Origin of the sequence: Vibrio sp. 10N.222.55.B11 (assembly GCF_041473705.1) — a bacterium.
GTDB lineage: Bacteria > Pseudomonadota > Gammaproteobacteria > Enterobacterales > Vibrionaceae > Vibrio > Vibrio crassostreae_C.
In genome coordinates, this window is the sequence record NZ_JBFRST010000049.1 from 23,394 (window position 1) to 45,256 (window position 21,863).

Annotated in this window: 20 protein-coding genes; 12 read left to right on the forward strand and 8 right to left on the reverse strand. The window is 44.1% G+C overall.

What is annotated here, in order from left to right; translation table 11 throughout:
- The first annotated feature begins 8 nt into the window (after positions 1-8).
- From trpCF to AB4503_RS17550, 4 genes are all read left to right on the forward strand, one after another.
- On the forward strand, positions 9-1,448 hold the full coding sequence (gene trpCF, locus AB4503_RS17535; RefSeq protein ID WP_017067403.1) for a bifunctional indole-3-glycerol-phosphate synthase TrpC/phosphoribosylanthranilate isomerase TrpF: 1,440 nt from the start codon (positions 9-11) through the stop codon (positions 1,446-1,448).
- Positions 1,449-1,579: 131 nt separating this feature from the next.
- Positions 1,580-2,770: a tryptophan synthase subunit beta gene (trpB, locus tag AB4503_RS17540; RefSeq protein ID WP_017063541.1), complete on the forward strand. Its 1,191-nt coding sequence runs from the start codon at positions 1,580-1,582 to the stop codon at positions 2,768-2,770.
- The gene (gene trpA, locus AB4503_RS17545; RefSeq protein WP_017070760.1) at positions 2,770-3,576 is read left to right on the forward strand and encodes a tryptophan synthase subunit alpha; all 807 of its coding nucleotides are present in this window, start codon (positions 2,770-2,772) and stop codon (positions 3,574-3,576) included. The genes trpB and trpA overlap by 1 nt, the downstream gene beginning before the upstream one ends.
- A gap of 310 nt (positions 3,577-3,886) precedes the next feature.
- The gene (locus AB4503_RS17550) at positions 3,887-5,206 is read left to right on the forward strand and encodes a dicarboxylate/amino acid:cation symporter (protein WP_346393668.1); all 1,320 of its coding nucleotides are present in this window, start codon (positions 3,887-3,889) and stop codon (positions 5,204-5,206) included.
- Between the two features lie 102 nt (positions 5,207-5,308).
- On the opposite strand, the gene AB4503_RS17555 is transcribed toward AB4503_RS17550, so the two are convergent.
- From AB4503_RS17555 to hisC, 5 genes are all read right to left on the reverse strand, one after another.
- Positions 5,309-6,616 (reverse strand): TRAP transporter large permease, encoded by a 1,308-nt coding sequence (locus AB4503_RS17555; RefSeq protein ID WP_372115468.1) that lies wholly within the window; start codon positions 6,614-6,616, stop codon positions 5,309-5,311.
- A gap of 20 nt (positions 6,617-6,636) precedes the next feature.
- Complete coding sequence (locus AB4503_RS17560) at positions 6,637-7,116, reverse strand: TRAP transporter small permease (protein WP_004736522.1); 480 nt, start codon at positions 7,114-7,116, stop codon at positions 6,637-6,639.
- Between the two features lie 67 nt (positions 7,117-7,183).
- Positions 7,184-8,143: a TRAP transporter substrate-binding protein gene (locus AB4503_RS17565; protein WP_017063537.1), complete on the reverse strand. Its 960-nt coding sequence runs from the start codon at positions 8,141-8,143 to the stop codon at positions 7,184-7,186.
- A 581-nt stretch (positions 8,144-8,724) separates the two neighbouring features.
- The gene (locus tag AB4503_RS17570; protein ID WP_372115482.1) at positions 8,725-9,498 is read right to left on the reverse strand and encodes an ABC transporter substrate-binding protein; all 774 of its coding nucleotides are present in this window, start codon (positions 9,496-9,498) and stop codon (positions 8,725-8,727) included.
- Between the two features lie 10 nt (positions 9,499-9,508).
- The gene (gene hisC / locus AB4503_RS17575) at positions 9,509-10,651 is read right to left on the reverse strand and encodes a histidinol-phosphate transaminase (protein WP_017067399.1); all 1,143 of its coding nucleotides are present in this window, start codon (positions 10,649-10,651) and stop codon (positions 9,509-9,511) included.
- A 181-nt stretch (positions 10,652-10,832) separates the two neighbouring features.
- Here hisC and AB4503_RS17580 point away from each other — a divergent pair, with 181 nt between their 5' ends.
- From AB4503_RS17580 to AB4503_RS17605, 6 genes are all read left to right on the forward strand, one after another.
- Complete coding sequence (locus tag AB4503_RS17580) at positions 10,833-11,720, forward strand: LysR substrate-binding domain-containing protein (protein ID WP_372115469.1); 888 nt, start codon at positions 10,833-10,835, stop codon at positions 11,718-11,720.
- A gap of 285 nt (positions 11,721-12,005) precedes the next feature.
- On the forward strand, positions 12,006-12,254 hold the full coding sequence (locus AB4503_RS17585; protein ID WP_017069991.1) for a hypothetical protein: 249 nt from the start codon (positions 12,006-12,008) through the stop codon (positions 12,252-12,254).
- A gap of 133 nt (positions 12,255-12,387) precedes the next feature.
- Positions 12,388-12,954 (forward strand): septation protein A, encoded by a 567-nt coding sequence (locus AB4503_RS17590; protein ID WP_017061509.1) that lies wholly within the window; start codon positions 12,388-12,390, stop codon positions 12,952-12,954.
- Positions 12,955-13,142: 188 nt separating this feature from the next.
- Complete coding sequence (yciA, locus tag AB4503_RS17595; protein WP_017061510.1) at positions 13,143-13,541, forward strand: acyl-CoA thioester hydrolase YciA; 399 nt, start codon at positions 13,143-13,145, stop codon at positions 13,539-13,541.
- Between the two features lie 194 nt (positions 13,542-13,735).
- On the forward strand, positions 13,736-14,032 hold the full coding sequence (locus AB4503_RS17600) for a YciI family protein (RefSeq protein WP_010437999.1): 297 nt from the start codon (positions 13,736-13,738) through the stop codon (positions 14,030-14,032).
- Position 14,033: 1 nt separating this feature from the next.
- Positions 14,034-14,429, forward strand: coding sequence for a GspS/AspS pilotin family protein (locus AB4503_RS17605; protein WP_010437997.1), 396 nt, complete (start codon positions 14,034-14,036; stop codon positions 14,427-14,429).
- 107 nt (positions 14,430-14,536) lie between these two features.
- Here AB4503_RS17605 and metE read toward each other — a convergent pair whose 3' ends face one another.
- A complete protein-coding gene (gene metE, locus AB4503_RS17610) occupies positions 14,537-16,891 on the reverse strand; it encodes a 5-methyltetrahydropteroyltriglutamate--homocysteine S-methyltransferase (RefSeq protein WP_372115470.1) in 2,355 nt (784 codons plus the stop codon).
- A 281-nt stretch (positions 16,892-17,172) separates the two neighbouring features.
- On the opposite strand from metE, the gene AB4503_RS17615 reads away from it, so the two are divergent.
- A complete protein-coding gene (locus AB4503_RS17615; protein WP_010437993.1) occupies positions 17,173-18,084 on the forward strand; it encodes a LysR substrate-binding domain-containing protein in 912 nt (303 codons plus the stop codon).
- Between the two features lie 138 nt (positions 18,085-18,222).
- On the opposite strand, the gene AB4503_RS17620 is transcribed toward AB4503_RS17615, so the two are convergent.
- On the reverse strand, positions 18,223-18,423 hold the full coding sequence (locus AB4503_RS17620; protein ID WP_010437991.1) for a DUF4250 domain-containing protein: 201 nt from the start codon (positions 18,421-18,423) through the stop codon (positions 18,223-18,225).
- A gap of 115 nt (positions 18,424-18,538) precedes the next feature.
- Positions 18,539-19,219 carry a hypothetical protein gene (locus AB4503_RS17625; protein ID WP_372115471.1) on the reverse strand — a complete coding sequence of 227 codons (681 nt, stop codon included), beginning with the start codon at positions 19,217-19,219 and terminating at the stop codon, positions 18,539-18,541.
- Between the two features lie 330 nt (positions 19,220-19,549).
- Here AB4503_RS17625 and AB4503_RS17630 point away from each other — a divergent pair, with 330 nt between their 5' ends.
- The gene (locus AB4503_RS17630; protein ID WP_372115483.1) at positions 19,550-21,859 is read left to right on the forward strand and encodes a YgiQ family radical SAM protein; all 2,310 of its coding nucleotides are present in this window, start codon (positions 19,550-19,552) and stop codon (positions 21,857-21,859) included.
- Positions 21,860-21,863 lie beyond the last annotated feature (4 nt).

Sequence of the window (21,863 nt, forward strand, 5' to 3'; positions counted from 1 at the left end):
CAAAGAACATGACACAGACTACCGATAAACTGTCGACCCACGTTTCAGTCAAAGAAGCTGAAATGGCGGAAGTATTAGCAAAAATCGTTCGTGATAAATACCAATGGGTTGAAGCGCGTAAGCAGACTCAACCATTAGACGAGTTTAAAGCGTCACTAACTGCAACAGACCGCAGCTTTTATGACGCTCTGAGCGGAGAACAAACGGTTTTCATCACTGAATGTAAAAAGGCCTCTCCGTCAAAAGGTTTAATCCGTGACGAGTTTGACCTCGACTACATTGCTTCTGTTTACAACAACCACGCAAACGCGATTTCTGTGCTGACAGACGAGAAGTACTTCCAAGGTGACTTTGAGTTTTTACCTAAAGTTCGCAGCATTGCTAAGCAGCCTATCCTGTGTAAAGACTTCATGGTTGATACCTACCAAGTGTATCTAGCTCGTCATTACTCAGCTGATGCTATCTTGCTAATGCTATCGGTATTAGATGACGAAGAGTACAAAGCGCTGGCGGAAGTCGCTCACTCACTCAACATGGGTGTATTGACCGAAGTCAGCAACGAAGAAGAGCTTCACCGTGCAGTCGCTCTAAACGCTAAGGTGATCGGCATTAACAACCGTAATCTTCGTGACCTTTCGACTGATTTGAACCGTACTAAAGAGTTGGCGCCGCTGATTCGCGAACTGGCTCCAAACGCAGTTGTGATTTCAGAGTCTGGCATCTACACACATCAACAAGTTCGTGACCTTTCAACGTTTGCAGATGGCTTCCTAATCGGTAGCTCTCTAATGGCAGAGAAGAACCTCGAGCTTGCGGTACGCAAAGTAACACTGGGTGAAAACAAGGTGTGTGGTTTAACTCACTCTGACGATGCAGCAAAGGCTTATCAAGCTGGTGCGGTATTCGGTGGTCTGATATTCGTTGAAGCATCTAAGCGTCATGTGGATATCGAAGCGGCTCGTTTGACTATGAGCGGCGCACCTTTGAACTACGTGGGTGTGTTCCAAAACCACAGCGTTACTGACGTTGCGAAAACGGTTTCTGAGCTAGGCCTGTTCGCTGTGCAATTGCACGGTGATGAGTCTCAAGCGTTTGTCGATGAGCTAAAACAGTCACTACCTGAAAGCGTTGAGATTTGGAAAGCTTACGGTGTTTCTCCCGATGCTGAGAGCTCGCTACCAGAATTACTGGAAAGCAACGTGACTCGTCACCTGCTAGATACTAAAGTGGGTTCTCAAACTGGTGGCACAGGCCAAGTGTTCGATTGGAACCTAATCAACAACCAAAGCGCAATCATGTTGGCGGGTGGCCTAAACCCAGAAAATGCTAACCAAGCCGCTAAGTTGGGTTGCTTAGGATTAGACCTAAACTCTGGCGTTGAATCCGCTCCAGGAAAAAAAGACGCAGACAAACTGCAACGTGCTTTTGCAGCGATTCGCAATTACTAGTCCAAACTCGGCGCTAGAAATTAGAAAGCAGAAACTAAAAACATATTTGTGAGCTTTGCCTTTTGCGAAGCTCAAACAAGATTAAATGACTTGGTGTGAATACACATCAGTAGAATTGAAGGAATAACACAATGGCTAAACTCGATGCCTACTTTGGTGAATACGGTGGTCAATACGTACCGCAGATCCTAGTGCCAGCACTAGACCAACTTGAACAAGCATTTATCGATGCACAAGCCGATCCTGAGTTCCGCAGCGAATTCATGACGCTTCTTCAAGAGTACGCTGGTCGTCCAACGGCGCTAACGCTAGCACGCAACCTAACAAAAGGTACAAAAACCAAACTGTACCTAAAGCGTGAAGATCTACTTCACGGCGGTGCTCACAAGACAAACCAAGTTCTTGGTCAGGCATTGCTAGCAAAACGTATGGGTAAGCAGGAAATCATCGCTGAAACTGGGGCAGGCCAACACGGTGTGGCAACGGCTCTAGCGTGTGCTCTACTAGGTCTTAAGTGTCGTGTATACATGGGTGCAAAAGACGTTGAACGTCAAAGCCCGAACGTGTTCCGTATGAAGCTAATGGGCGCAGAGGTTATCCCTGTTCATTCTGGCTCTTCAACGCTAAAAGATGCGTGTAACGAAGCACTACGTGACTGGTCTGCAACTTATGAAGACGCGCATTACCTATTGGGTACTGCAGCGGGTCCTCACCCATTCCCAACGATTGTTCGTGATTTCCAACGCATGATTGGTGAAGAAACGAAGAACCAAATTCTAGCTCGTGAAGGTCGCCTTCCTGATGCGGTTATCGCTTGTGTCGGCGGTGGTTCGAACGCTATCGGTATGTTTGCGGATTTCATTGAAGAAGAAACTGTTCGCCTAATCGGTGTAGAGCCGGCTGGTAAAGGTATTGATACCGACCAACACGGCGCGCCGCTTAAGCACGGTAAAACCGGTATCTTCTTCGGCATGAAAGCGCCACTGATGCAAGATGAGAACGGCCAAGTAGAAGAGTCTTACTCTGTATCTGCGGGTCTAGACTTCCCATCAGTTGGTCCTCAACACGCGCACCTAAATGCTATTGGCCGTGCTGAATACGACAACGTGACCGACGACGAAGCGCTAGAAGCGTTCCAATTGATTGCACGTAAAGAAGGTATTATCGCAGCGCTAGAGTCATCTCATGCTTTGGCTCATGCTGTTAAAATGGCTCACGATGACCCAGAGAAAGAACAGCTATTAGTGGTTAATCTATCTGGTCGTGGTGATAAAGACATCTTCTCTGTACACGACATTCTTAAAGAGAAAGGAGCATTATAATGGATCGCTATCAATCACTCTTCACTCGCTTAGCTGAAAAGAATCAGGGCGCATTTGTACCATTCGTAACGGTTGGCGATCCTAACCCTCAGCAGTCTCTTAAGATCATGGAAACACTCGTTGAAGCGGGTGCTGATGCACTTGAACTTGGTATTCCATTCTCAGATCCGCTTGCAGATGGCCCGACAATCCAAGGTGCAAACATTCGTGCGTTAGATTCAAAAGTAACGCCAGATGTGTGTTTTGATCTTATTGGTCAAATTCGTGCTAAATACCCAGATCTGCCAATCGGCCTACTGATGTACGCAAACTTGGTGTACGCACGTGGTATCGAGAACTTCTACGAGCGTTGTGCGAATGCAGGTATCGATTCAGTATTGATTGCTGATGTACCAACCAACGAGAGTGGCGAGTTTGTTGCTGCAGCTAAGAAGTTTGGTATTCACCCAATATTTATTGCTCCACCAACAGCAAGTGATGAGACGCTTCAATCGGTTTCTGAGCTAGGTGGTGGTTACACTTACCTACTTTCTCGTGCTGGCGTAACGGGTGCAGAAACCAAAGCAAACATGCCTGTGACAGCCCTACTTGACCGTTTGAACAAGTTTGATGCGCCACCAGCACTGCTTGGTTTCGGTATCTCTGCTCCTGAGCAAGTAAAAGAAGCCATCGAAGCTGGCGCTGCTGGTGCTATCTCTGGCTCTGCGGTTGTGAAAATCATTGAAAACAACGTTGAACAACCAGAAGCAATGCTTAAAGCACTTGCTGAGTTTGTTACGCCAATGAAAGCGGCAACGCAAAAATAATAAATAGGCTCCCACTAGTGCGATAATTAGCGCTGTGGGAGTTTTTCTCCGAGAACACGTCCAAACCCTCTCAATTGTTAAATTTCTGACAAAAACAACACCTCATACAAACCTGTAGCACACCTATAATACCCCACCAAAACATCACCACGATTTATAAAAATAATGACAAATCAAAAAGCAAACGTTTGCTTTAGTGTGAAGAATCATCAAATGACATTTGATTACTGCTTTTTGGTGTTCTTTCATCTCTGCTCATATTGATAAATGTAAAAGATACGTGTAAAACTTCTCGCGAAATATTAATCCAATGGTACATCGTACATTGGTGAGTAGTTCTGGGATTTTTATATTTAGTAGCACAGAGGTTATGGAAGTGTTAAAAGAAAAGAGTTTACTAAGCAACATCGGCGTTCAAGTCGTTATTGCAATGATCATCGGTACCCTAGTCGGTGCGATGATGGGTGACAGCGCAACTATGTTCGCTCCACTGGGTGCTATCTTCATCAATTTGATCAAGATGCTGGTTATCCCTCTAGTCGCGGTTGCCCTAATTTCAGGTGCTGCTGGTCTAGGCAACAGCTCATCAGCAGGTAAAGTGGGCGTGACCACTCTAGGTTACTTTGCACTAACGTCTGCACTTGCTGTAGCACTAGCGCTAGTAATGGGTGAAATATTCGAACCGGGTCGTGGTATCGATGTTTCTGGCGTTGAAGGCATGTTCTCTTCTGAATACGCTGCGAAAGGTGAACTTCCAACGTTCTGGGCAACCATCACAGGCATGATCCCGACCAACGTTTTCCAATCACTGAATGAAGCAAACATTCTGCAAATTCTAGTTTTCTGCTTATTCTTCGGTATTGCGATTTCTAAACAAGCGAAAGAGAAACGTGACCCTATCATCAATGGCGTAAACGCGATTGTTGACGCTATGGTTTGGATGATCAACAAGGTTATGATCATTGCACCACTAGGCGTATTCGGCCTAATGGCAGAAGCTGTGGGTACATTCGGCTTTGGCGCACTTATGGTTGTGTTCAAACTGTTCGTTGTCTACATCGCTGCGATTCTGATCTTCGGCTTTGTTGCTTACCCGCTAATGATTCAAATCTTCACTAAGACTTCTGCTAAGAAGTTCCTAGTGGCAATGAAGAAGCCTCAAGCGGTTGCACTATCAACAGCCTCTTCAATGGCGACACTGCCAGTAACAATGGAAACGGTAGAGAAAGAACTTGGCGTTCGTAACTCTACGGCTTCATTCGTTCTGCCACTTGGTGCGACGATCAACATGTCTGGTAACGCAATTTACTACGGCCTAGTTGCTATCTTCTTCGCACAGCTGTTCAACATCGACCTGTCTATGGGCGCTTACATTGCTATCATCGTAACGTCGACTCTAGGCGCAGTTGGTCAAGCAGGTGTTCCAGGTCCTTCTTTCCTAGTGGTTGCGGTTCTTCTAGCAGCTGGTATCCCTATTGAAGGTCTACCTCTGTTGTTCGCTCTAGACCGTATCTTCGACATGATCCGTACTGCTCTAAACATCACTGGTGATGCAGCATGTGCAGTCATCGTTGATTCTCTAATCGAAGACGAAGCGAAAGAAGCTGAGCTACAAAAACAGCAAGCGTAATATTAAGCTTCAGTTTGATTGATAAATAAAACCGCCTTCATGAGGCGGTTTTTTTATTAGGTAATGATCGATATTGATTCGGTAAATCTTACCCTTGTCAGGCTAATTGATGAGTCCAAACGCACGAGGCAGAGCCAAACTAATTTCAGGAATGAACGTAATAGCCAGCAATGTGACGATCAATACGGCACAAAACGGCATGATACTTCTTATAACGTTTTCAATCTTAGAGCCACTGACACTACAACCCACAAATAGCGCCGTACCAACGGGTGGCGTTGCAATGCCAATACATAAGTTGAAGATAATCATCATCGCGAAGTGAATTGGATGCATGCCTAAATGCTCAGCAATCGGCATAAAGATAGGGGTAAAGATCAATACGGCTGGCGTAAGGTCCATAAACATACCCACAATCAGTAGAATCAGGTTCATCAGAATAAAGATGATAATTGGATTGTCTGAAATAGAGAGCATCCAATCACTGATCATGGTTGGTAGACCGGTAAACGCCATTGCCCATGACATAATGGTAGAAGCACCAATCAAGAACAGCATAATGCCAGTAACCTGAACCGTTTCTCTAAAAATTATCGGAAAGTGTGCCCATTTGAGGGTTCGGTAACAGAGTGACAGTATAAAAGAGTATAGAACCGCTATACATGCCCCTTCTGTTGCAGTGAATATACCACCAATAATACCGCCAATAACAACAACAATAAGCCCTAAGCTTGGTGTTGCTTGCCAAACAATATTCAGCACATCTTTCGTTGTGAATCCGTCATTCGCACTTGTTTTGTAGCCCTTCTTTTTAGCGATGAAATAGGCGACGACCATACAACTTAAGCCCATTAGAATACCTGGGACATACCCTGCGATAAACAACGCCGCAACGGATGTTCCACCCGATACCACTGAAAATACGATCAGTGAATTACTCGGCGGTATTAATAAGCCTGCCGGGCAAGATGCAACGTTTACTGCTGTTGCTAAGTTTTTATCATAACCATCTTTTTCTAATTCTGGGCCTAAGGTTTTACCAACCGCAGCTGCTGCTGCAACGGCTGATCCTGAAACGGCGCCAAACATCATATTGGCGAAGATGTTCACGTGAAAAAGTGAGCCCGGGATCCAACCAACCAAGAGCTTTGCAAGGTTGATGAGTCGACTCGCGATGCCACCTACATTCATTATATTCCCCGCGAGGATAAAGAAAGGGATGGCTAATAAACTGAAACTATCAATACCGGTAATGATTTTTTGACCCGCAGTAATACTGGCGACTTCAAACGGTAAGATGAAATACATGATGGTTAAAGATGACATGGCAATTGCAATCGCAATCGGCATGCTTATCGCGATCATGAATAAGAATAGGCCTAGCAGCCAAACACCAATGGACAAATCCATAATATAGAGTCCTTTAAAACTTATTTTTTGTTGGGTTCACAAAAAAGATCAAACGTATTCATGACCAAATAAATGAGGATAATAACGGCTGAAATCGGCAATATTGAATACACCGTCGACATCGGTAATTGCAGTGCTGGAGAGAGTTGTTGTGTGGTTCTTCCCATTAGGGCGATGCCACCTTGAAGCATTGCTAGAAATACAAATGCGCCAGAAATGATATTGATGAGTACATGTAATGCGATATGTGCTTTACCCTTAAGATAACCATCCAATAACGTTATTGCTAAGTGTCCTTTGATACCGAATAAGTAGCTTGCTCCTAATAAGCCAAGCCATACCATCGCATAACGAGCAAGTTCATCAGTCCAGTTACTTGGATCATTCAAAACATAACGACTAAAGACCTGCCAAGTGACAGTAACGACAAGTAACATTAGTGCAAAAGAAGAGACAAAAAGAATCAGCCTATCAAGTAGGTTTCTGAAAGTTGCTAACATGGTGTGATACCTCAAAAAATTTTGCCTTAGCAAAGCCAAGGCAAAATTATATTTTCACTAAGACTGATTAAAGAGCTTCAATTTTTTCAATGAATGGAGCTAGTTTTGGATCTTTTTTCGCCTCATCAATCATAGGTTTAACAGCTGCACGGAAAGGGGCTTTATCAACTTCAACAAACGTGACACCTTCTTTCATTCCTTTCTCTTTGTTCATGTCATCTGTTGCATCCCAGATTTTGATCTGCTCTTCAAGAGACTCAGCAGCAGCTTCTTTTAAGATCTTTTGCTCTTCTGCCGTTAATGAACCCCATTTGTATTCTGAAATGATGATCACGTCAGGTGTCATCATGTGCTGGTCCATAGAGTAAAATTTGGCAACTTCGCTGTGTTTCATTTCAACTAAGCTAGAAATATTATTTTCAGCACCGTCAATTACGCCTTGTTGCAGCGCCGTGTATACCTCATTGAAAGGTACAGGCGTTGCTTTACCACCTAATAGGTTAACCATTTCCATCATGGTTGGAGAACCCGGAACTCGAACTTTCATACCAGCGAGATCAGCCGGTGAGTTAATGGCTTTTTTAGCGTAGAAGCTACGTGTGCCTGAGTCATAGAATGTAAGACCGATGAAGCCTTTACCTTCACTTGAAAGCAACATCTCTTGTGCAGCTTCACTTCGCATGAAGGTTCTCATATGTGGAACGTCACGGAATAAGAAAGGCAGTGCATTAACCTTAAACGTTGGTTCAAAAGATTCGGCTAACCCACCATTGATTTTGGCCATATCAATCGCGCCAGTAACAACTTGCTCCGCTTGGTCACGTTCAGAGCCTAATTGACCGTTTGGAAAGATCTTAATCGTAAGTTCACCATTCGATTTTTCTTTAACTTTATCAGCCATGATCACCATGCCTTGGTGAGCTGCGCTTTCTAATGACATTGCATGCCCTAACGTCAAAGTTTTTGCTTGAGCGCCAAATGCCATAAGAATTGAAGCCGCTGCAATCGTCAGTAGATGTTTTTTCATGTTCTTCTCCAGAATCCATTTTGTAAGAGGTACAGTTTTTATATGCAACGCTATAGCTAAGTTTGAAATCTAACGTTCTATTGCACATCGCTCATAGCAGTAACGTTTCATTACAATATTCTTACCTCTATGAGTTTTGTATTACAATACTATATGTATATTTTGTGAACTAAGGTTTATCTATTGGCCTGAGAACCTAATTGATTGTGATGCCAATCATATTTGGGACTAATTAGACCATTAAGCAGTCTAACTTCGGATTTTTTGGGAATTTCGATTACTTTCAACTGCTTTTAGAACAATCTCTTAGCAAAAAATTACCGATATATTTATGTTATTTTAAGACATTAAATTCAGTTATGGAGCACGACAAAGAAGGTCTCCTCGTTCTAAAACGCGAGTCGTGAACAGTGCTTTGTGAGGTGATGAAGGCAAGGTTTTCGGCTGAATTTAGGTAACAAGAATAGATAAAGGCAATAGAGAGAAGCTTGAGAGGATGAATTATTTGTAACAAAAATCCGAGAGCCTCACAGCCCTCGGATTTTTGTTTTTGGTGTTCTAATTTTTAGGCGTTAGACGAATTACAAATCAGCGCCATAGATATCAAACGTAAAGTACTTAGCGGCGATCTTGTCGTAAGTACCGTTCGCTCTGATCTCTTCAATCGCGGCATTGAATTGTTTCGCCAGTTTTGAATCCTGCTTTCTTAGTGCTAACGCCGTACCCTCGCCAATGTAGGCTTTGTCGGTTACTGCTTTACCTTTAAATTCAAAGCCCTCACCTTCTTTTTTATCTAAGAAAGCTAATGACAGTTGATCCGAGTTGCCAAAGGTTAGATCTAGACGACCATTTTGCAGATCCAGATACACTTCATCTTGCCCTGTGTAACGCTTAATGTTGGCCACACTGCCAAACTTGTCGGTTACGTAGCGATCGTGAATCGTACCTTGTTGAACACCTATAGTTTTGCCCGCCAAGCCCGCCTCATCAACGCTGAACTCCGCGCTTTTAGCAGCAACAAACACGGCTGGAGTTTGGTAGTACTTATCAGTAAATAAGATCTTACGCTTACGCTCTTCGGTGATACGCATTGACGCCATAATCACATCTGACTTTCTTGCCAACAAACTTGGAATTAGCGAATCCCAGCTTTGTGAAACCCAAGTACAATCGAGTTTAGCTTGCTCACACAAGGCATCAGCTATCTCAATATCAAACCCGACAGGCACACCGTCGCTGTTTTTATAGTTGAATGGCGGATACGTAAAGTCCGACGCCAAACGGATTTCTTTCGCCTGTACCGTTGTACCAAGTAAAGCGACCGCAAAAGCGAGTCCTAGTATTATCTTTTTCATCATTGCCATCCTAGATATGATCTTTATCGAGTTGAGATTGAGTTTCTTTATGTTGAGCTTGTTGAATGTGTTTGCCTTGTTGACTCTGTTCTAATTCGGTTTGGTAACGTGTTAGTGACGTTATCACTTCTAGCATGCTCTCTTGGCTACCAATACTGATTCGAACACAGTTACGCAAAGCCGGTTCATGGTTTTGGTTCCTTGTCACAATGCCGTCCTTCGCCAAGACACTGAACACTTGATGCCCAGCTTTTTGACGCAGCAAAATGAAGTTTGTCGATGAAGGGTAAACAGACTCGATGAAATCAAACTGCGTTAACTCACAAGCAAACCAGTTACGCAGCTCAACCAGATTCTGCGTCGCATCTTGCATCACTGAGACTCGTTCATCAGACAACGCGTCTAATACAATTTGAGATGAGCAATCTGGCATCGGATAAGGTGGAATCAGCTTCGCGACATACTGCATCACATTTTGACTCGCTAAGATAAAACCACAACGAACTGCAGCCAGTCCAAATGCCTTAGACAAAGTGCGAATCACAACCAAGTGCGGATAACGCTCAATAAGGCTAACGGCTGACGTTTGTGGTTCAAATTCGATATACGCTTCATCGACGACCACTAGAGATTTTCCAGTCGTGCCTTCCAGTACCTGAATCAAATCCGATTTAGGAATCACATTGCCCGTTGGATTGTTTGGTGAGCAAAGAAACACGATATTCGCCAGTTTTGCCTTATTCACAATATCAGCGACGTTCAGGCTAAAGTCTTCCTGCAATGGAGAGTCCAAGGTATTAATCGCCAATGCATCAGCGCAAAACTCATACATCGCATACGTTGGAGAGCAGATAAGTATGTTGTCACACGCCGGTTTACAGAATGTTCTGATCAGCAAATCAATCGCTTCATCTGCACCACGAACAGCCACAGTCGCGGCATCGGTACTACAGTAATCTTGATAAGCCTTAGCAATATCTTGTGGTAAGAAGTCTGGGTATCGGTTGTGACTTGCTTCTCCTTGAAACAGCGAGCTTTCCAATTCATTGGCGTTTAGCCAGACACGTCCATCACCACCAATTCTTCTTGCCGATTGATAAGGTATTAATTTTTTTACAGCCTGAGGCACTAAGCTATCAATAAAAGATGTCAAGAAGCTATCCCTTTCACAAAATCACAATGTCTTCATCATTGCCTTCATATTCAAAAAATGTGACTTATACACATATTGAATCACAAATGATGATTAAGTATTTACATTCAAACAGAACACTATTGATAAATGAATCGAAATAATCACATAATAGCCATGATAAAAAGTCATAGGTAAAGATATGAATCGCACACTTCCTTCAACCAAAACCTTGCTCGCGTTTTTGTCTACGGCAAGGCACCTCAACTTTACACGCGCGGCACATGAGCTCAATGTTACGCAAGGTGCAGTGAGTCGTCAGGTATTGTCGTTTGAAGAAAGCCTTGGCTGTGATCTCTTCTATCGCCATGCTCGCGGATTGTCTTTAACGCCGAAAGGAGAAGAACTGGTTCCCCTGATACAAGGAACGATTCATCAGCTGCAATCGGCTCTAAATCAAGTGGCTAGCTCTCCGTCTAAGATCAAACTCAACGCACCGAGCTGTATTACCTCTTGGCTACTACCTAAGTTGATGTCTTTTCAGCAAGCCTATCCTGAAATTGATGTTGAGCTCACTTCTACCATCAAGCATGTTTTTGAGCCAAGTTTTGACCCGTTCGATGCCGTGATTACCTATGGCAAGAAGCCGAGCCAACAATCGATCGTCAGCCAGTTATTGTTCAACGAGCAACTCGCACCCGTCTGCCAAGAGCAAAGCATCAAACCCAATCACCTTACCAGTGGTTCCTCTTCTCTAATCAAACCGCACCAACTCGCTCACTACACGTGGTTACACGCCAACAATGAACAAAGTGATTGGCGACTTTGGTTGGAGCACATAGGAAGTCATGACCTTTCGAGCAAGAATAACCAACAGTTCGCAACACTCGATCAAGCGATGAATGCAGCTATTCAAGGATTTGGAATTGCGATAGGCGACATCACGCTTGCCAAGCAAGATATTGATTTGGGTAGATTGGTGAAAGTGAGTGAAGACAGTGTCTTTTCAGGAAATGGTTACTTCTTAATTCAGCCCAAGAATCGACAAAATACATCCTTATCTACGCTTGTTGATTGGCTCGTCGATTAGCGGCAATCATTGTTGGTAGGCCTCTTTATAAGCGGCAGAAGAGCGTCATAATGAGAATTTTTCCGTTCTCAAAATGAAACTATTTGATGTCTGTTTCGTATTGATTGTCAGAGAATAGAACGTACCTTCCTTTAACTATTTGAAAAGAAGTTCAATTCTATTTAGCCGGGAATTTATTCTGTTCCGTTGGAGAAAATGGCATTCGAGTTGCTTTGTCATAGATAACCCAATCAATATACAGCAGGTTGCACCAGTTTCACTGCAGCTTGTCACGGAGGATAGGCTATGACCTTACAAAGACATACGTATTACGGCTTGATTCACCATGGAATTAAAACCCTATTAATGGACAGAATTGGCCACTTCACAGAGCGTGAATATCACGAGTATCTCGACTTAACGACCGGTAAATCGACATGTTTTGCCATGAGTGAGCAAGAGCTCGAAAACACCTTAGACAGCTTAAAGAGCGAAGGTTACCTTGAAGATATCAAAAAGCTGATACCTCGCTATCAAACCTCGTCAATGCGATAACCTGCTTCAACTCTTTAAACACGATGAGTGGTTAGATTGAATTAATTGGCACCCAATTGTCTCGAGCTATTTAGCATCGAGACAGTTTTCGTTAGACTGTCAGCAACTCAACTAACTGGATAGTCAGTGTCTCATGAAACAAATTCTTGATTTCATTCCTCTCATTATTTTCTTTGCGCTTTATAAGATGTACGACATCTATACCGCGACCGGCGCTTTGATCGTTGCCTCTGCAGTTCAAATTATTTTGACTTATTTCATCTACAAGAAAGTCGAAAAAATGCAGGTCATCACCTTTCTAATGGTTGCCGTATTTGGTGGCATGACCATCTTCTTGCACGACGACAACTTCATTAAATGGAAAGTCACCATCGTTTACGCACTGTTTGCGATTGGCCTGACGGTCAGTCACATCATGGGCAAATCAGCGATTAAAGGTATGTTAGGCAAAGAGATCACACTGCCTGATTCGGTATGGGGCAAGATCAACTGGGCATGGACGCTGTTCTTTACCCTATGTGCCGTTCTCAACGTTTACGTTGCTTTCAGCCTACCGTTGGATGTTTGGGTCAACTTCAAAGTGTTTGGTCTACTCATCGCGACCTTGCTCTTCACCTTGCTCACTGGTGTTTATATCTATAAGCATCTACCAAAAGACCAGCAGAAAGAGTTAACGGATAAAAATACCGACGAGAAATAGCCCTTAGGGATGAGTCCTCATACCCTATTTGATACAATTATTATCAATATGCGATTGGCCAATGATACTCGTGATCATTGGCCGCTGATTATTTGTGTTCGGTGAAGACGTTAAAAATTAGACCACCACGAGTCTCGTAAACACATCTATTTTTATATAAAACAATCAATACCATTAAGAGTACGACAATGACTATTCAATCAACTTTGAACCCGATTGGTTCTTTACTTCTTCGCACATTAGCGATGCCTTCTGATACAAATGCAGCAGGCCAGATTTTCGGTGGTTGGATAATGTCACAGCTTGACCTTGCTGGCGGCATACTGGCAAAAGAGATATCTAACGGCAAGATAGTCACGGTTTCAGTATCGAGTATCGAGTTCAAACAGCCGGTTTCAGTGGGTGATGTTGTGTGTGTTTATGGTGACTGCACTAAGATTGGTCGCAGCTCGATGAATATCGACCTAGAAGTCTGGGTTAAGCCTGTACTTGATCACGGTATCGGCGACCGCTACAAGGTTTGTGGCGCGACATTCAACTACGTTGCGGTTGATGAAAGTGGTAAGCCTCGCCCAATCAATAAATAGTACTTTTCACCAAGCTGCTAATGTAGACGGTCTTTAGTTTCAACGAATGAAATCGCTAAAGACCATACTTCTCTCTCGCACCATTTCACAATTTCTTATCATTAACCCTTCCAATACCAATTAGTTCGCGTAAATTAGCAAGATAGCGAATTTAAACGCCCCAATTTAGTGAAGTAAAATAAGGATATCTCAATATGTGGTACGTGATTTTTTCTCAAGACGTCGAAAATTCATTAGAAAAGCGCCTAAGTGTTCGCCCACAACATCTAGAACGCCTACAAACACTTCACGATGAAGGCCGACTGTTAACAGCAGGCCCAATGCCAGCCATTGACTCAGATAACCCTGGTGAAGCTGGCTTCACAGGCTCTACTGTAATTGCTGAGTTTAATTCTTTAGAGGACGCACAGGTATGGGCAGACGCAGATCCGTACATTGAGGCAGGTGTCTACCAAAATGTCATTGTAAAACCATTCAAGAAAGTATTTTAACGTGAAAAAATGGATTATTGGCTCTCTGGCTTTAGCTCTGCTCGCAGGCTGTGCTTCAAGTGAGCAAGACCAACAAAGACAGCTTGAAATGATGGCGCAACACCGTGCTGGCGTTTTATCTGCCGGCCTGCCGATTGAGTATGGCCCACTGTCAGTCATGCGTGTACTGGCAAAAAACACCGTTATCGAGATCATGATGATCTACAACCAAGACGCTAAAGGTGCTAAGCCTTTAAACCAAGTCGTAGATATGAGTGTTAACAGCTACTGCACCAACTCTGAAGTTAGAGCAAACCTTGACATGGGCTTGGCTTACAACATTAAGGTTCGCAACACTCGCGGACAACTGATGGTTGAAAAGCTAATCAGCAAAGAGACATGTCAGAGCATTAACTAGATTTGATTTCTAACGTTAAGCTAGTAACAAACAAGAAAGGCCTTGCAGATGCGAGGCCTTTCTTTTCTCAGACTTTTGTTTTTAGAACGATAACACCCTAGCTTTAATTATGCTGATGCTTCTGCCGACTCCCACTCTTTACGCAGCATTTTAGTCGCTGAAACTAAATTAGCCAGTGCCGCTTCTGTCTCTGCCCAGTTACGCGTCTTCAGCCCACAATCAGGGTTTGCCCACAAACGTTCTGCTGGGATTTTCTTTGCCGCTCTCTTAAGTAAATCAACAATCCACTCTTCTGAAGGAATGTTTGGTGAGTGGATGTCATAAACGCCAGGCCCAATCGCATTCGGGTAGTTGAACTCTTCAAACGCTTTCAGCAGTTCCATGTTCGAACGAGAAGTCTCTATGGTAATCACATCGGCGTCTAGCGCAGCGACTGAATCAATGATCTCGTTGAACTCGCTGTAACACATGTGGGTGTGAATCTGAGTTTCTGGTTTAGCACTCGCAGCTGAAATCTTAAAGGCATCCACTGCCCACTCTAAGTATTCTGCATGGTCACGCTTTTTCAATGGCAAACCTTCACGAATGGCAGGCTCATCAATTTGAATAATGTTGATACCTGCGTCTTGCAAATCAGACACCTCATCTCGCAACGCAAACGCCAGTTGATTGGTTATCTCTTTGCGTGAAATATCTTCACGTGGGAATGTCCAACACAAGATAGTAACAGGCCCAGTTAGCATGCCTTTCATCTGCTTTGAAGTCAGAGATTGAGCATAGGTCGACCATTCCACCGTCATTGGTTTTTCACGCTCGATATCCGCAACCACAATCGCAGGTTTCACGCAACGAGAGCCATAACTTTGTACCCAACCAAATTTGGTAGTTTGGAAGCCTGCTAGATTTTCAGCAAAGTACTCCACCATATCATTACGTTCAGCTTCACCATGAACCAGTACATCCAAATCCAGTGCTTCTTGACGTTTAACGGCATCCGCAATATGGCCTTTCAATGCAGTGTTATATTCCGCTTCACTCAGTTTGCCAGTGCGGTAAGCGCTACGTTGAACACGGATCTCGCCTGTCTGTGGGAATGAACCAATGGTTGTGGTTGGTAACAGCGGTAAGCCTAACACCTCAGACTGGTGCGCGGCACGTTCTGCGTATGGAGCAGTGCGCTCTGCTAGCGCTTTAGTTATCGTGTTAATACGAGCTTGAACTTGCGGCTTATTCACATGAGTCGCGCTCTTGCGTGCAACAATCGGCTGGCTGTAGGTTTCACACGCCAAGATAGCATTGTGGTTACCGTCTAGTGCAGCACCTAATATACTCACCTCGGTCACTTTCTGTTTCGCGAAAGCAAACCAACTCTTCACTTCATCGCTGAGTGAATCTTCTAACTCAAGGTCGACTGGACTATGCAAAAGTGAACATGAACTTGCTACCCAAAGTTTGTCTCCTAGCTTCTCTTTCACTGGTTGTAGTAACTCTAGTTGAGCGGCTAAATCAGCTCGCCAAACGTTTCGTCCATTAATCACCCCTGCTGAAAGTACCCAGTGTTCAGGTAACTTACCCACTACTTCATCAAGTTGCTGTGGTGCTGCTGCTAAGTCGATATGTAGGCCATTAACTGGTAGCTCTACTATCTTATCTAAGGTATCAGTCACCGAATCAAAATAAGTAGTGAGCAGCAGTTTTACATCACCTTGAATCACTTGATACGCCAACTTGAATGAATCTGCCCATTGACTCTCAAGCTCAAGCGAAAGAATTGGTTCATCGATTTGAACCCACTCAACCCCCAACTTAGCGAGTTTTGCCAAAATTGCTTGGTAAGCGGTAAGAAGGCGCGGAAGAAGAGATAAACGAGCAAAACCCTCCTCCACTTCTTTACCAAGATATAAATAAGATAACGGGCCTAACAAAACTGGCTTCACCTTATGCCCGGATTTTATCGCTTCACTCACTTCGTCAAACAGTTGTGGCCAGCTCACTTCAAAGGAATCGTCTTTGCTGAACTCAGGCACAATGTAATGGTAGTTGGTGTTGAACCACTTAGTCATATCAGAAGCCGCAGAGCTATCTTTAGTGCCGTCACTAGACGTATGCGTACCACCGCAACAAGTCGACTGAACCTGAGATTGACCACGCCCCACACGGAACAAAGTATCTAAATCTGGGAAGGATTTTTCATCTTCAGAACCACCAGTATGGCGCTTTGGTACGTGGCCTAGAAGTAAAGTCGTTGTTAATACATGGTCGTACCATGCGAAGTCACCCGCAGTTGCAAAGCTAAGATTCGCGTCAGCTTGTACATTCCAGTTACGATTTCTTAGTTCGCTACCGAGTTGCTTTAAATCTGATTGGCTAATCTCACCGCGCCAGTATTTTTCTAAAGTGAATTTGAGTTCGCGTTTTTCGCCGATACGTGGGTAGCCTAAAATATGCGTTGTCGTAGTCATGAACCTGTTCCTTATTCAATAATTTTTAGTGTTCGATCAAACTGCCTAGCTTATGGTTTAAGTTCTTTATAAGGCGTCTGGATGGCTAAACTATCTCCCTAATCTGAACGATGAACAACGTCCAAATATTCATCTTGTTTATTAAAAATATTCATCTTGAATAATCTAAAGCTGAAAAAATTAAATCCATCTGGACATCTAGACGTTTACAAATGAAAGAAAACCCCGTAGGGTGATTATTAAGAAATATTGAATTGGCTTAGGGAATATGAGGAAAACTCATGATAGAGCTTAAACACCTTCGAACATTGACTACCTTAAGAGACAGCGGCTCGCTAACAGCGACGGCAACTTCTCTTCACTTGACTCAGTCGGCGCTTTCTCACCAACTGAAAGACCTTGAGGCGCGTATCGGTGGTCAGCTTTTCCTACGTAAAACTAGACCAGTTAAGTTCACCTCTGAAGGTGAGATTTTGCTTAGGCTTGCCGATGAGATACAGCCAAGAATAGCTAAAGCGGAGAACGAACTCGCGAGCCTGAAAGAGGATGTGAATGGTCGTTTGCACATGGCGATTGAATGTCACTCATGCTTCCAATGGTTAATGCCTGCTTTGAAGGAATATCAAGTGGCTTGGCCAAGCGTAACGCTAGATTTCTCGTCAGGCTTTGGGTTTGAGCCGCTACCCGCGCTAATGGCAGGCGAGCTAGATTTGGTGATCACCTCTGATATACAGCCTCGCTCTGAGGTTCACTACGAACCACTCTTTGATTTTGAGATGCGTTTGATCACCGCAATCAACTCACCTTTGGCAGAAAAAGCGAGCATTGAACCGCAAGATCTTAGCGATCTCACCATGCTCACCTACCCTGTTCAAAAACAGCGTTTAGATGTCGTGAAGCACTTTTTACAGCCTGCGGGTGTAGAACCTAAAAAGTGGAAACAAGCGGACAACACGTTAATGCTAGTTCAAATGGTATCAGCAGGTTTGGGAGTAGCGGCTCTACCAAACTGGGCGATCAGTGAATTCTCAAGACAAGGGCTGATTGCCAGCAAGCCATTAGGCAAAGGACTATCAAGAAGACTGTTCGCAGCGGTAAGAAACTCTGAGAAAGATAAACGTTACCTGCAAGCTTTCTTTAGCACGGCAAGACAGCAAAGTAAGAGTCACTTAGATGGCATAGAGGTCGTTTAAAGATGATTTATGGCTAAGTTAAGCTCGATCGATTCGTCAGAAACAAAAAAGTCACAGATAATCTGTGACTTTTTTTCTCTCAACACCCACAACACGCGATGCATGTCATTTTCGATAAAAGATGCGCTAATCTTTAGCTTATCTCGAGTAAGACTTAAACTGGTTAGTCAATGGATCGTATTGATAGCCAAGCATATCGAGCTTGCCCACAACACTTTCTGTATCCATTTCATACATGCTGATCAGCTCTTCAAAGCTATCGCATTCTAGGCGAAGTTTTTCATTAACGATTCCTAGCAAAATAATGCTATCGAAACCTTTGACGTTGCTTAAATCCATCTCGTACTCCTTACGAACACACTGACTAGAGTTAAGTTTAGAACGCTTACCAACGTCACGCTAAAAAACAGATCACACTTCTTAACAAGAATACGTAATTAATGAAAGTGCGTGATTAAAGCGCCCAAACTGGCGTTAAACCCACAACGGCCACCAATAACATCAACAACGAAATACTCAGTTGAAGCTTTTCAGGCGTTCTTGCGAACAGTAAATGCCAACACCACACCACGATTGAGGAGATCAACAAAGCAAAACTAAATAGCAAAGTGGAAATCACAGGTTCTAATTGAGCTTCAGACAAAGAGTAAACACTCACGACGGTCGCCAGTACTACCAACATACCGGTTAGCACGCCCACAACAGGAAGCACTCGATGAAATGCCTGCAACCGTGTCCTTGCAATCGTCAGTAGTAGATGGCCAAACGCTGCTCCTAACAGTACCACTAGCAGCAAAGTAGTAATGATACCAACAGCGGTTGCTTGCTCAGTCGCTTGTATAGCAACATATGACAACGCTAAACCACAGGCCAAGTACATCACCCAGATAGGACCAGAATCGCGAGTCTTCTTGGTTTGAACTTGAGAATAGAAATAAAAGATCGCGAACACGACCAGAAAGGCTTCAATTTTTACTGAAGCGACGGCAAGCCACAGCACGCCAATCGCAGGTAACATCTTGTGGGTCCGACCACGCTGCCCCGGACAAATATCCCCTTTCACCAAGATGAGGGTTAAGATCAGTTGGGTTCCTAAAAGCATCGGAGCAAATTGTACTAATAACGTTTCGACCATTGTGGATCTACTTCTTCAGACTTATTTTCGCGAATAATATCAAAAACTGCTGCGAACACTAATCAAAATCACAAATTAGCGACGTTATTCAAGGCTTCAACTATGCTGTTGTATGGCTCTTTTATCGCCATTTACCGTAAAAAGACGAAAGACACCAGAACTAACAGGGGCATGTTCTACTGGCTAGTCTAGGCTCATGCCGCTATAATTCCCGCCTCAAAAATCAGAGGTTGAAATATGTACAGCGATATCACTCCTATTCACGAACACAAAAAATACTGGGCCGAGTGCTACGGAACTGCACCCTTTTTGCCTACCAGTAGAAAGGAGATGGATGCTCTTGGATGGGATAGCTGTGACATTATTATTGTAACTGGTGACGCTTATGTCGATCACCCGAGCTTTGGTATGGCTATCATCGGCCGTCTGCTTGAAGCTCAAGGTTTCCGCGTGGGCATTATTGCTCAACCAAAGTGGGACAATAAAGATGCCTTCATGAAGCTAGGTAAACCTAACCTATTCTTCGGCATCACAGCGGGTAACATGGACTCCATGATCAACCGCTACACCTCTGATCGCAAATTACGTCACGATGATGCTTATACTCCGAACAATGAAGGTGGCAAGCGTCCTGATCGTGCAACTCTGGTTTATTCTCAACGTTGTCGTGAAGCTTACAAAGGCACGCCAATCGTGCTTGGTGGTATTGAAGCGAGCTTACGTCGTGTAGCTCACTACGACTACTGGTCAGATAAAGTTCGCCGCTCTGTATTGTTTGATGCAAAAGCTGACATTCTTCTTTTTGGTAACGCTGAGCGTGCATTGGTTGAAGTAGCACACCGCATTGCCGATGGTGAAGACATGTCTACGCTGACCAATATCCGCGGTACTGCTATCAATCTTCCTGCGGCCCCTGAAGGCTTCAAGATCATTGACTCTTCTCGTATCGAAAAGCCGAACAAAGCGTATGTTCCGGTTAACCCGTACGAAGTTGAAACTCAGTGTGATACCAAGAAAGACGAAAAAGAAGAAGTAAAAGCGCAACCTATTACTATTCGCCCTTCTCGTCACGATGCAAAAACTACAGCGGTTCGTATCCCAGGTTACGAAAAGCTAAACAATGACCGTATTCTTTACGCTCACGCTAGTCGTATTCTGCACCTTGAGACAAACCCGTACTCAGGTCGTGCTCTGATTCAACGTCACGGTGATCGCGAGCTTTGGATTAACCAAGCGCCTATTCCATTGACCACAGAAGAGATGGACTACGTGTTTGGCCTTGCGTACAAGCGTGTTCCGCACCCGATGTACGGCAAAGCGAAAATCCCAGCATACGACATGATCAAAACCTCGGTTAACATCATGCGTGGTTGTTTTGGTGGTTGTTCTTTCTGTTCAATCACAGAGCACGAAGGTCGCATCATTCAGAACCGTTCGAAAGAATCTATCTTGGATGAGATCGAAGACATTAAAGATAAAGTACCGGGCTTCACAGGTACTATTTCTGACTTGGGCGGCCCAACGGCGAACATGTACCGTTTAGGTTGTTCAGATCCAAAAGCTGAAATTAACTGCCGTCGTCCATCATGTGTGTTCCCGAAAATCTGTGAAAAGCTAAACACAGACCATCAACACACCATCGACCTGTACCGCTCAGCAAGAAAAGTACCGGGCGTTAAGAAGATCATGATTGCTTCTGGTGTTCGTTACGACCTAGCGATTGAGTCTCCAGAATACGTTCGTGAGCTTGTGACTCACCACGTTGGTGGTTACTTGAAGATTGCTCCAGAGCATACTGAAAAAGGCCCGTTGGACCTGATGATGAAACCGGGCATGGGCACTTACGATCGTTTCAAAGAGATGTTCGAGAAGTACAGCGCTGAAGCCGGTAAGAAACAGTACCTGATTCCTTACTTCATCTCTGCTCATCCGGGCACAGAAGACGAAGATATGCTTAACCTTGCAATGTGGCTGAAAAAGCATAACTACGAGTGTGACCAAGTACAGAACTTCTACCCATCGCCAATGTGTAATGCAACATCGATGTACTACTCAGAGACCAACCCTCTGAAACGCGTGAAATATAAGAAGCGTGAAGATGTTCCTGTACCTAAAGGTGATCGTCAACGTCGTCTCCATAAAGCACTGCTACGTTACCACGATCCTGAAAACTGGAAGATCATCCGTGAAGCGCTGATCAGTATGGGCAAACAGCACTTGATCGGCGACAAAGTAAACTGCCTAGTACCAGCAGAAGACTTTGATGCTCAAACGCCAGCACAACGTCGTAAGTCTGGTCGTCACGGTTCACAACGTTTTGCGACTAAACACAGCAAATCTCAACCGGGTTTAGGCGGCGAGAAGCCACGTAATCACTCTAAATCTGGTGGCAAGAAGCCTACTGGTAACGGTATCCAAGGCAATGCTAACCAAGGTAACGGAAAGCAAAACGCTGGTGGTAGTAACAACGGTAACGGTCGTAAACCAGCGACAGGCTTCATTAAGAAAGGTCCTGGTAGTCAGCAATCACAAGGTAATGGCAGCGGAAACGGCAGACCAAACCGCAATAAAGGCGGTAATGGTCAAGGTGGCAAACCTGCAAGTAACGGCAAGAACCGCCAGCGCGCAGCACAACGCTAATATC

What these genes read in the sequence shown, in the direction of transcription:
- trpCF (WP_017067403.1), top strand. Translation starts at nt 9, where the DNA reads ATGACACAGACTACCGATAAACTGTCGACCCACGTTTCAGTCAAAGAA.
- trpB (WP_017063541.1), top strand. Translation starts at nt 1,580, where the DNA reads ATGGCTAAACTCGATGCCTACTTTGGTGAATACGGTGGTCAATACGTA.
- trpA (WP_017070760.1), top strand. Translation starts at nt 2,770, where the DNA reads ATGGATCGCTATCAATCACTCTTCACTCGCTTAGCTGAAAAGAATCAG.
- AB4503_RS17550 (WP_346393668.1), top strand. Translation starts at nt 3,887, where the DNA reads ATGGTACATCGTACATTGGTGAGTAGTTCTGGGATTTTTATATTTAGT.
- AB4503_RS17555 (WP_372115468.1), bottom strand. Translation starts at nt 6,616, where the DNA reads ATGGATTTGTCCATTGGTGTTTGGCTGCTAGGCCTATTCTTATTCATG.
- AB4503_RS17560 (WP_004736522.1), bottom strand. Translation starts at nt 7,116, where the DNA reads ATGTTAGCAACTTTCAGAAACCTACTTGATAGGCTGATTCTTTTTGTC.
- AB4503_RS17565 (WP_017063537.1), bottom strand. Translation starts at nt 8,143, where the DNA reads ATGAAAAAACATCTACTGACGATTGCAGCGGCTTCAATTCTTATGGCA.
- AB4503_RS17570 (WP_372115482.1), bottom strand. Translation starts at nt 9,498, where the DNA reads ATGAAAAAGATAATACTAGGACTCGCTTTTGCGGTCGCTTTACTTGGT.
- AB4503_RS17580 (WP_372115469.1), top strand. Translation starts at nt 10,833, where the DNA reads ATGAATCGCACACTTCCTTCAACCAAAACCTTGCTCGCGTTTTTGTCT.
- AB4503_RS17585 (WP_017069991.1), top strand. Translation starts at nt 12,006, where the DNA reads ATGACCTTACAAAGACATACGTATTACGGCTTGATTCACCATGGAATT.
- AB4503_RS17590 (WP_017061509.1), top strand. Translation starts at nt 12,388, where the DNA reads ATGAAACAAATTCTTGATTTCATTCCTCTCATTATTTTCTTTGCGCTT.
- yciA (WP_017061510.1), top strand. Translation starts at nt 13,143, where the DNA reads ATGACTATTCAATCAACTTTGAACCCGATTGGTTCTTTACTTCTTCGC.
- AB4503_RS17600 (WP_010437999.1), top strand. Translation starts at nt 13,736, where the DNA reads ATGTGGTACGTGATTTTTTCTCAAGACGTCGAAAATTCATTAGAAAAG.
- metE (WP_372115470.1), bottom strand. Translation starts at nt 16,891, where the DNA reads ATGACTACGACAACGCATATTTTAGGCTACCCACGTATCGGCGAAAAA.
- AB4503_RS17615 (WP_010437993.1), top strand. Translation starts at nt 17,173, where the DNA reads ATGATAGAGCTTAAACACCTTCGAACATTGACTACCTTAAGAGACAGC.
- AB4503_RS17620 (WP_010437991.1), bottom strand. Translation starts at nt 18,423, where the DNA reads ATGGATTTAAGCAACGTCAAAGGTTTCGATAGCATTATTTTGCTAGGA.
- AB4503_RS17625 (WP_372115471.1), bottom strand. Translation starts at nt 19,219, where the DNA reads ATGGTCGAAACGTTATTAGTACAATTTGCTCCGATGCTTTTAGGAACC.
- AB4503_RS17630 (WP_372115483.1), top strand. Translation starts at nt 19,550, where the DNA reads ATGGATGCTCTTGGATGGGATAGCTGTGACATTATTATTGTAACTGGT.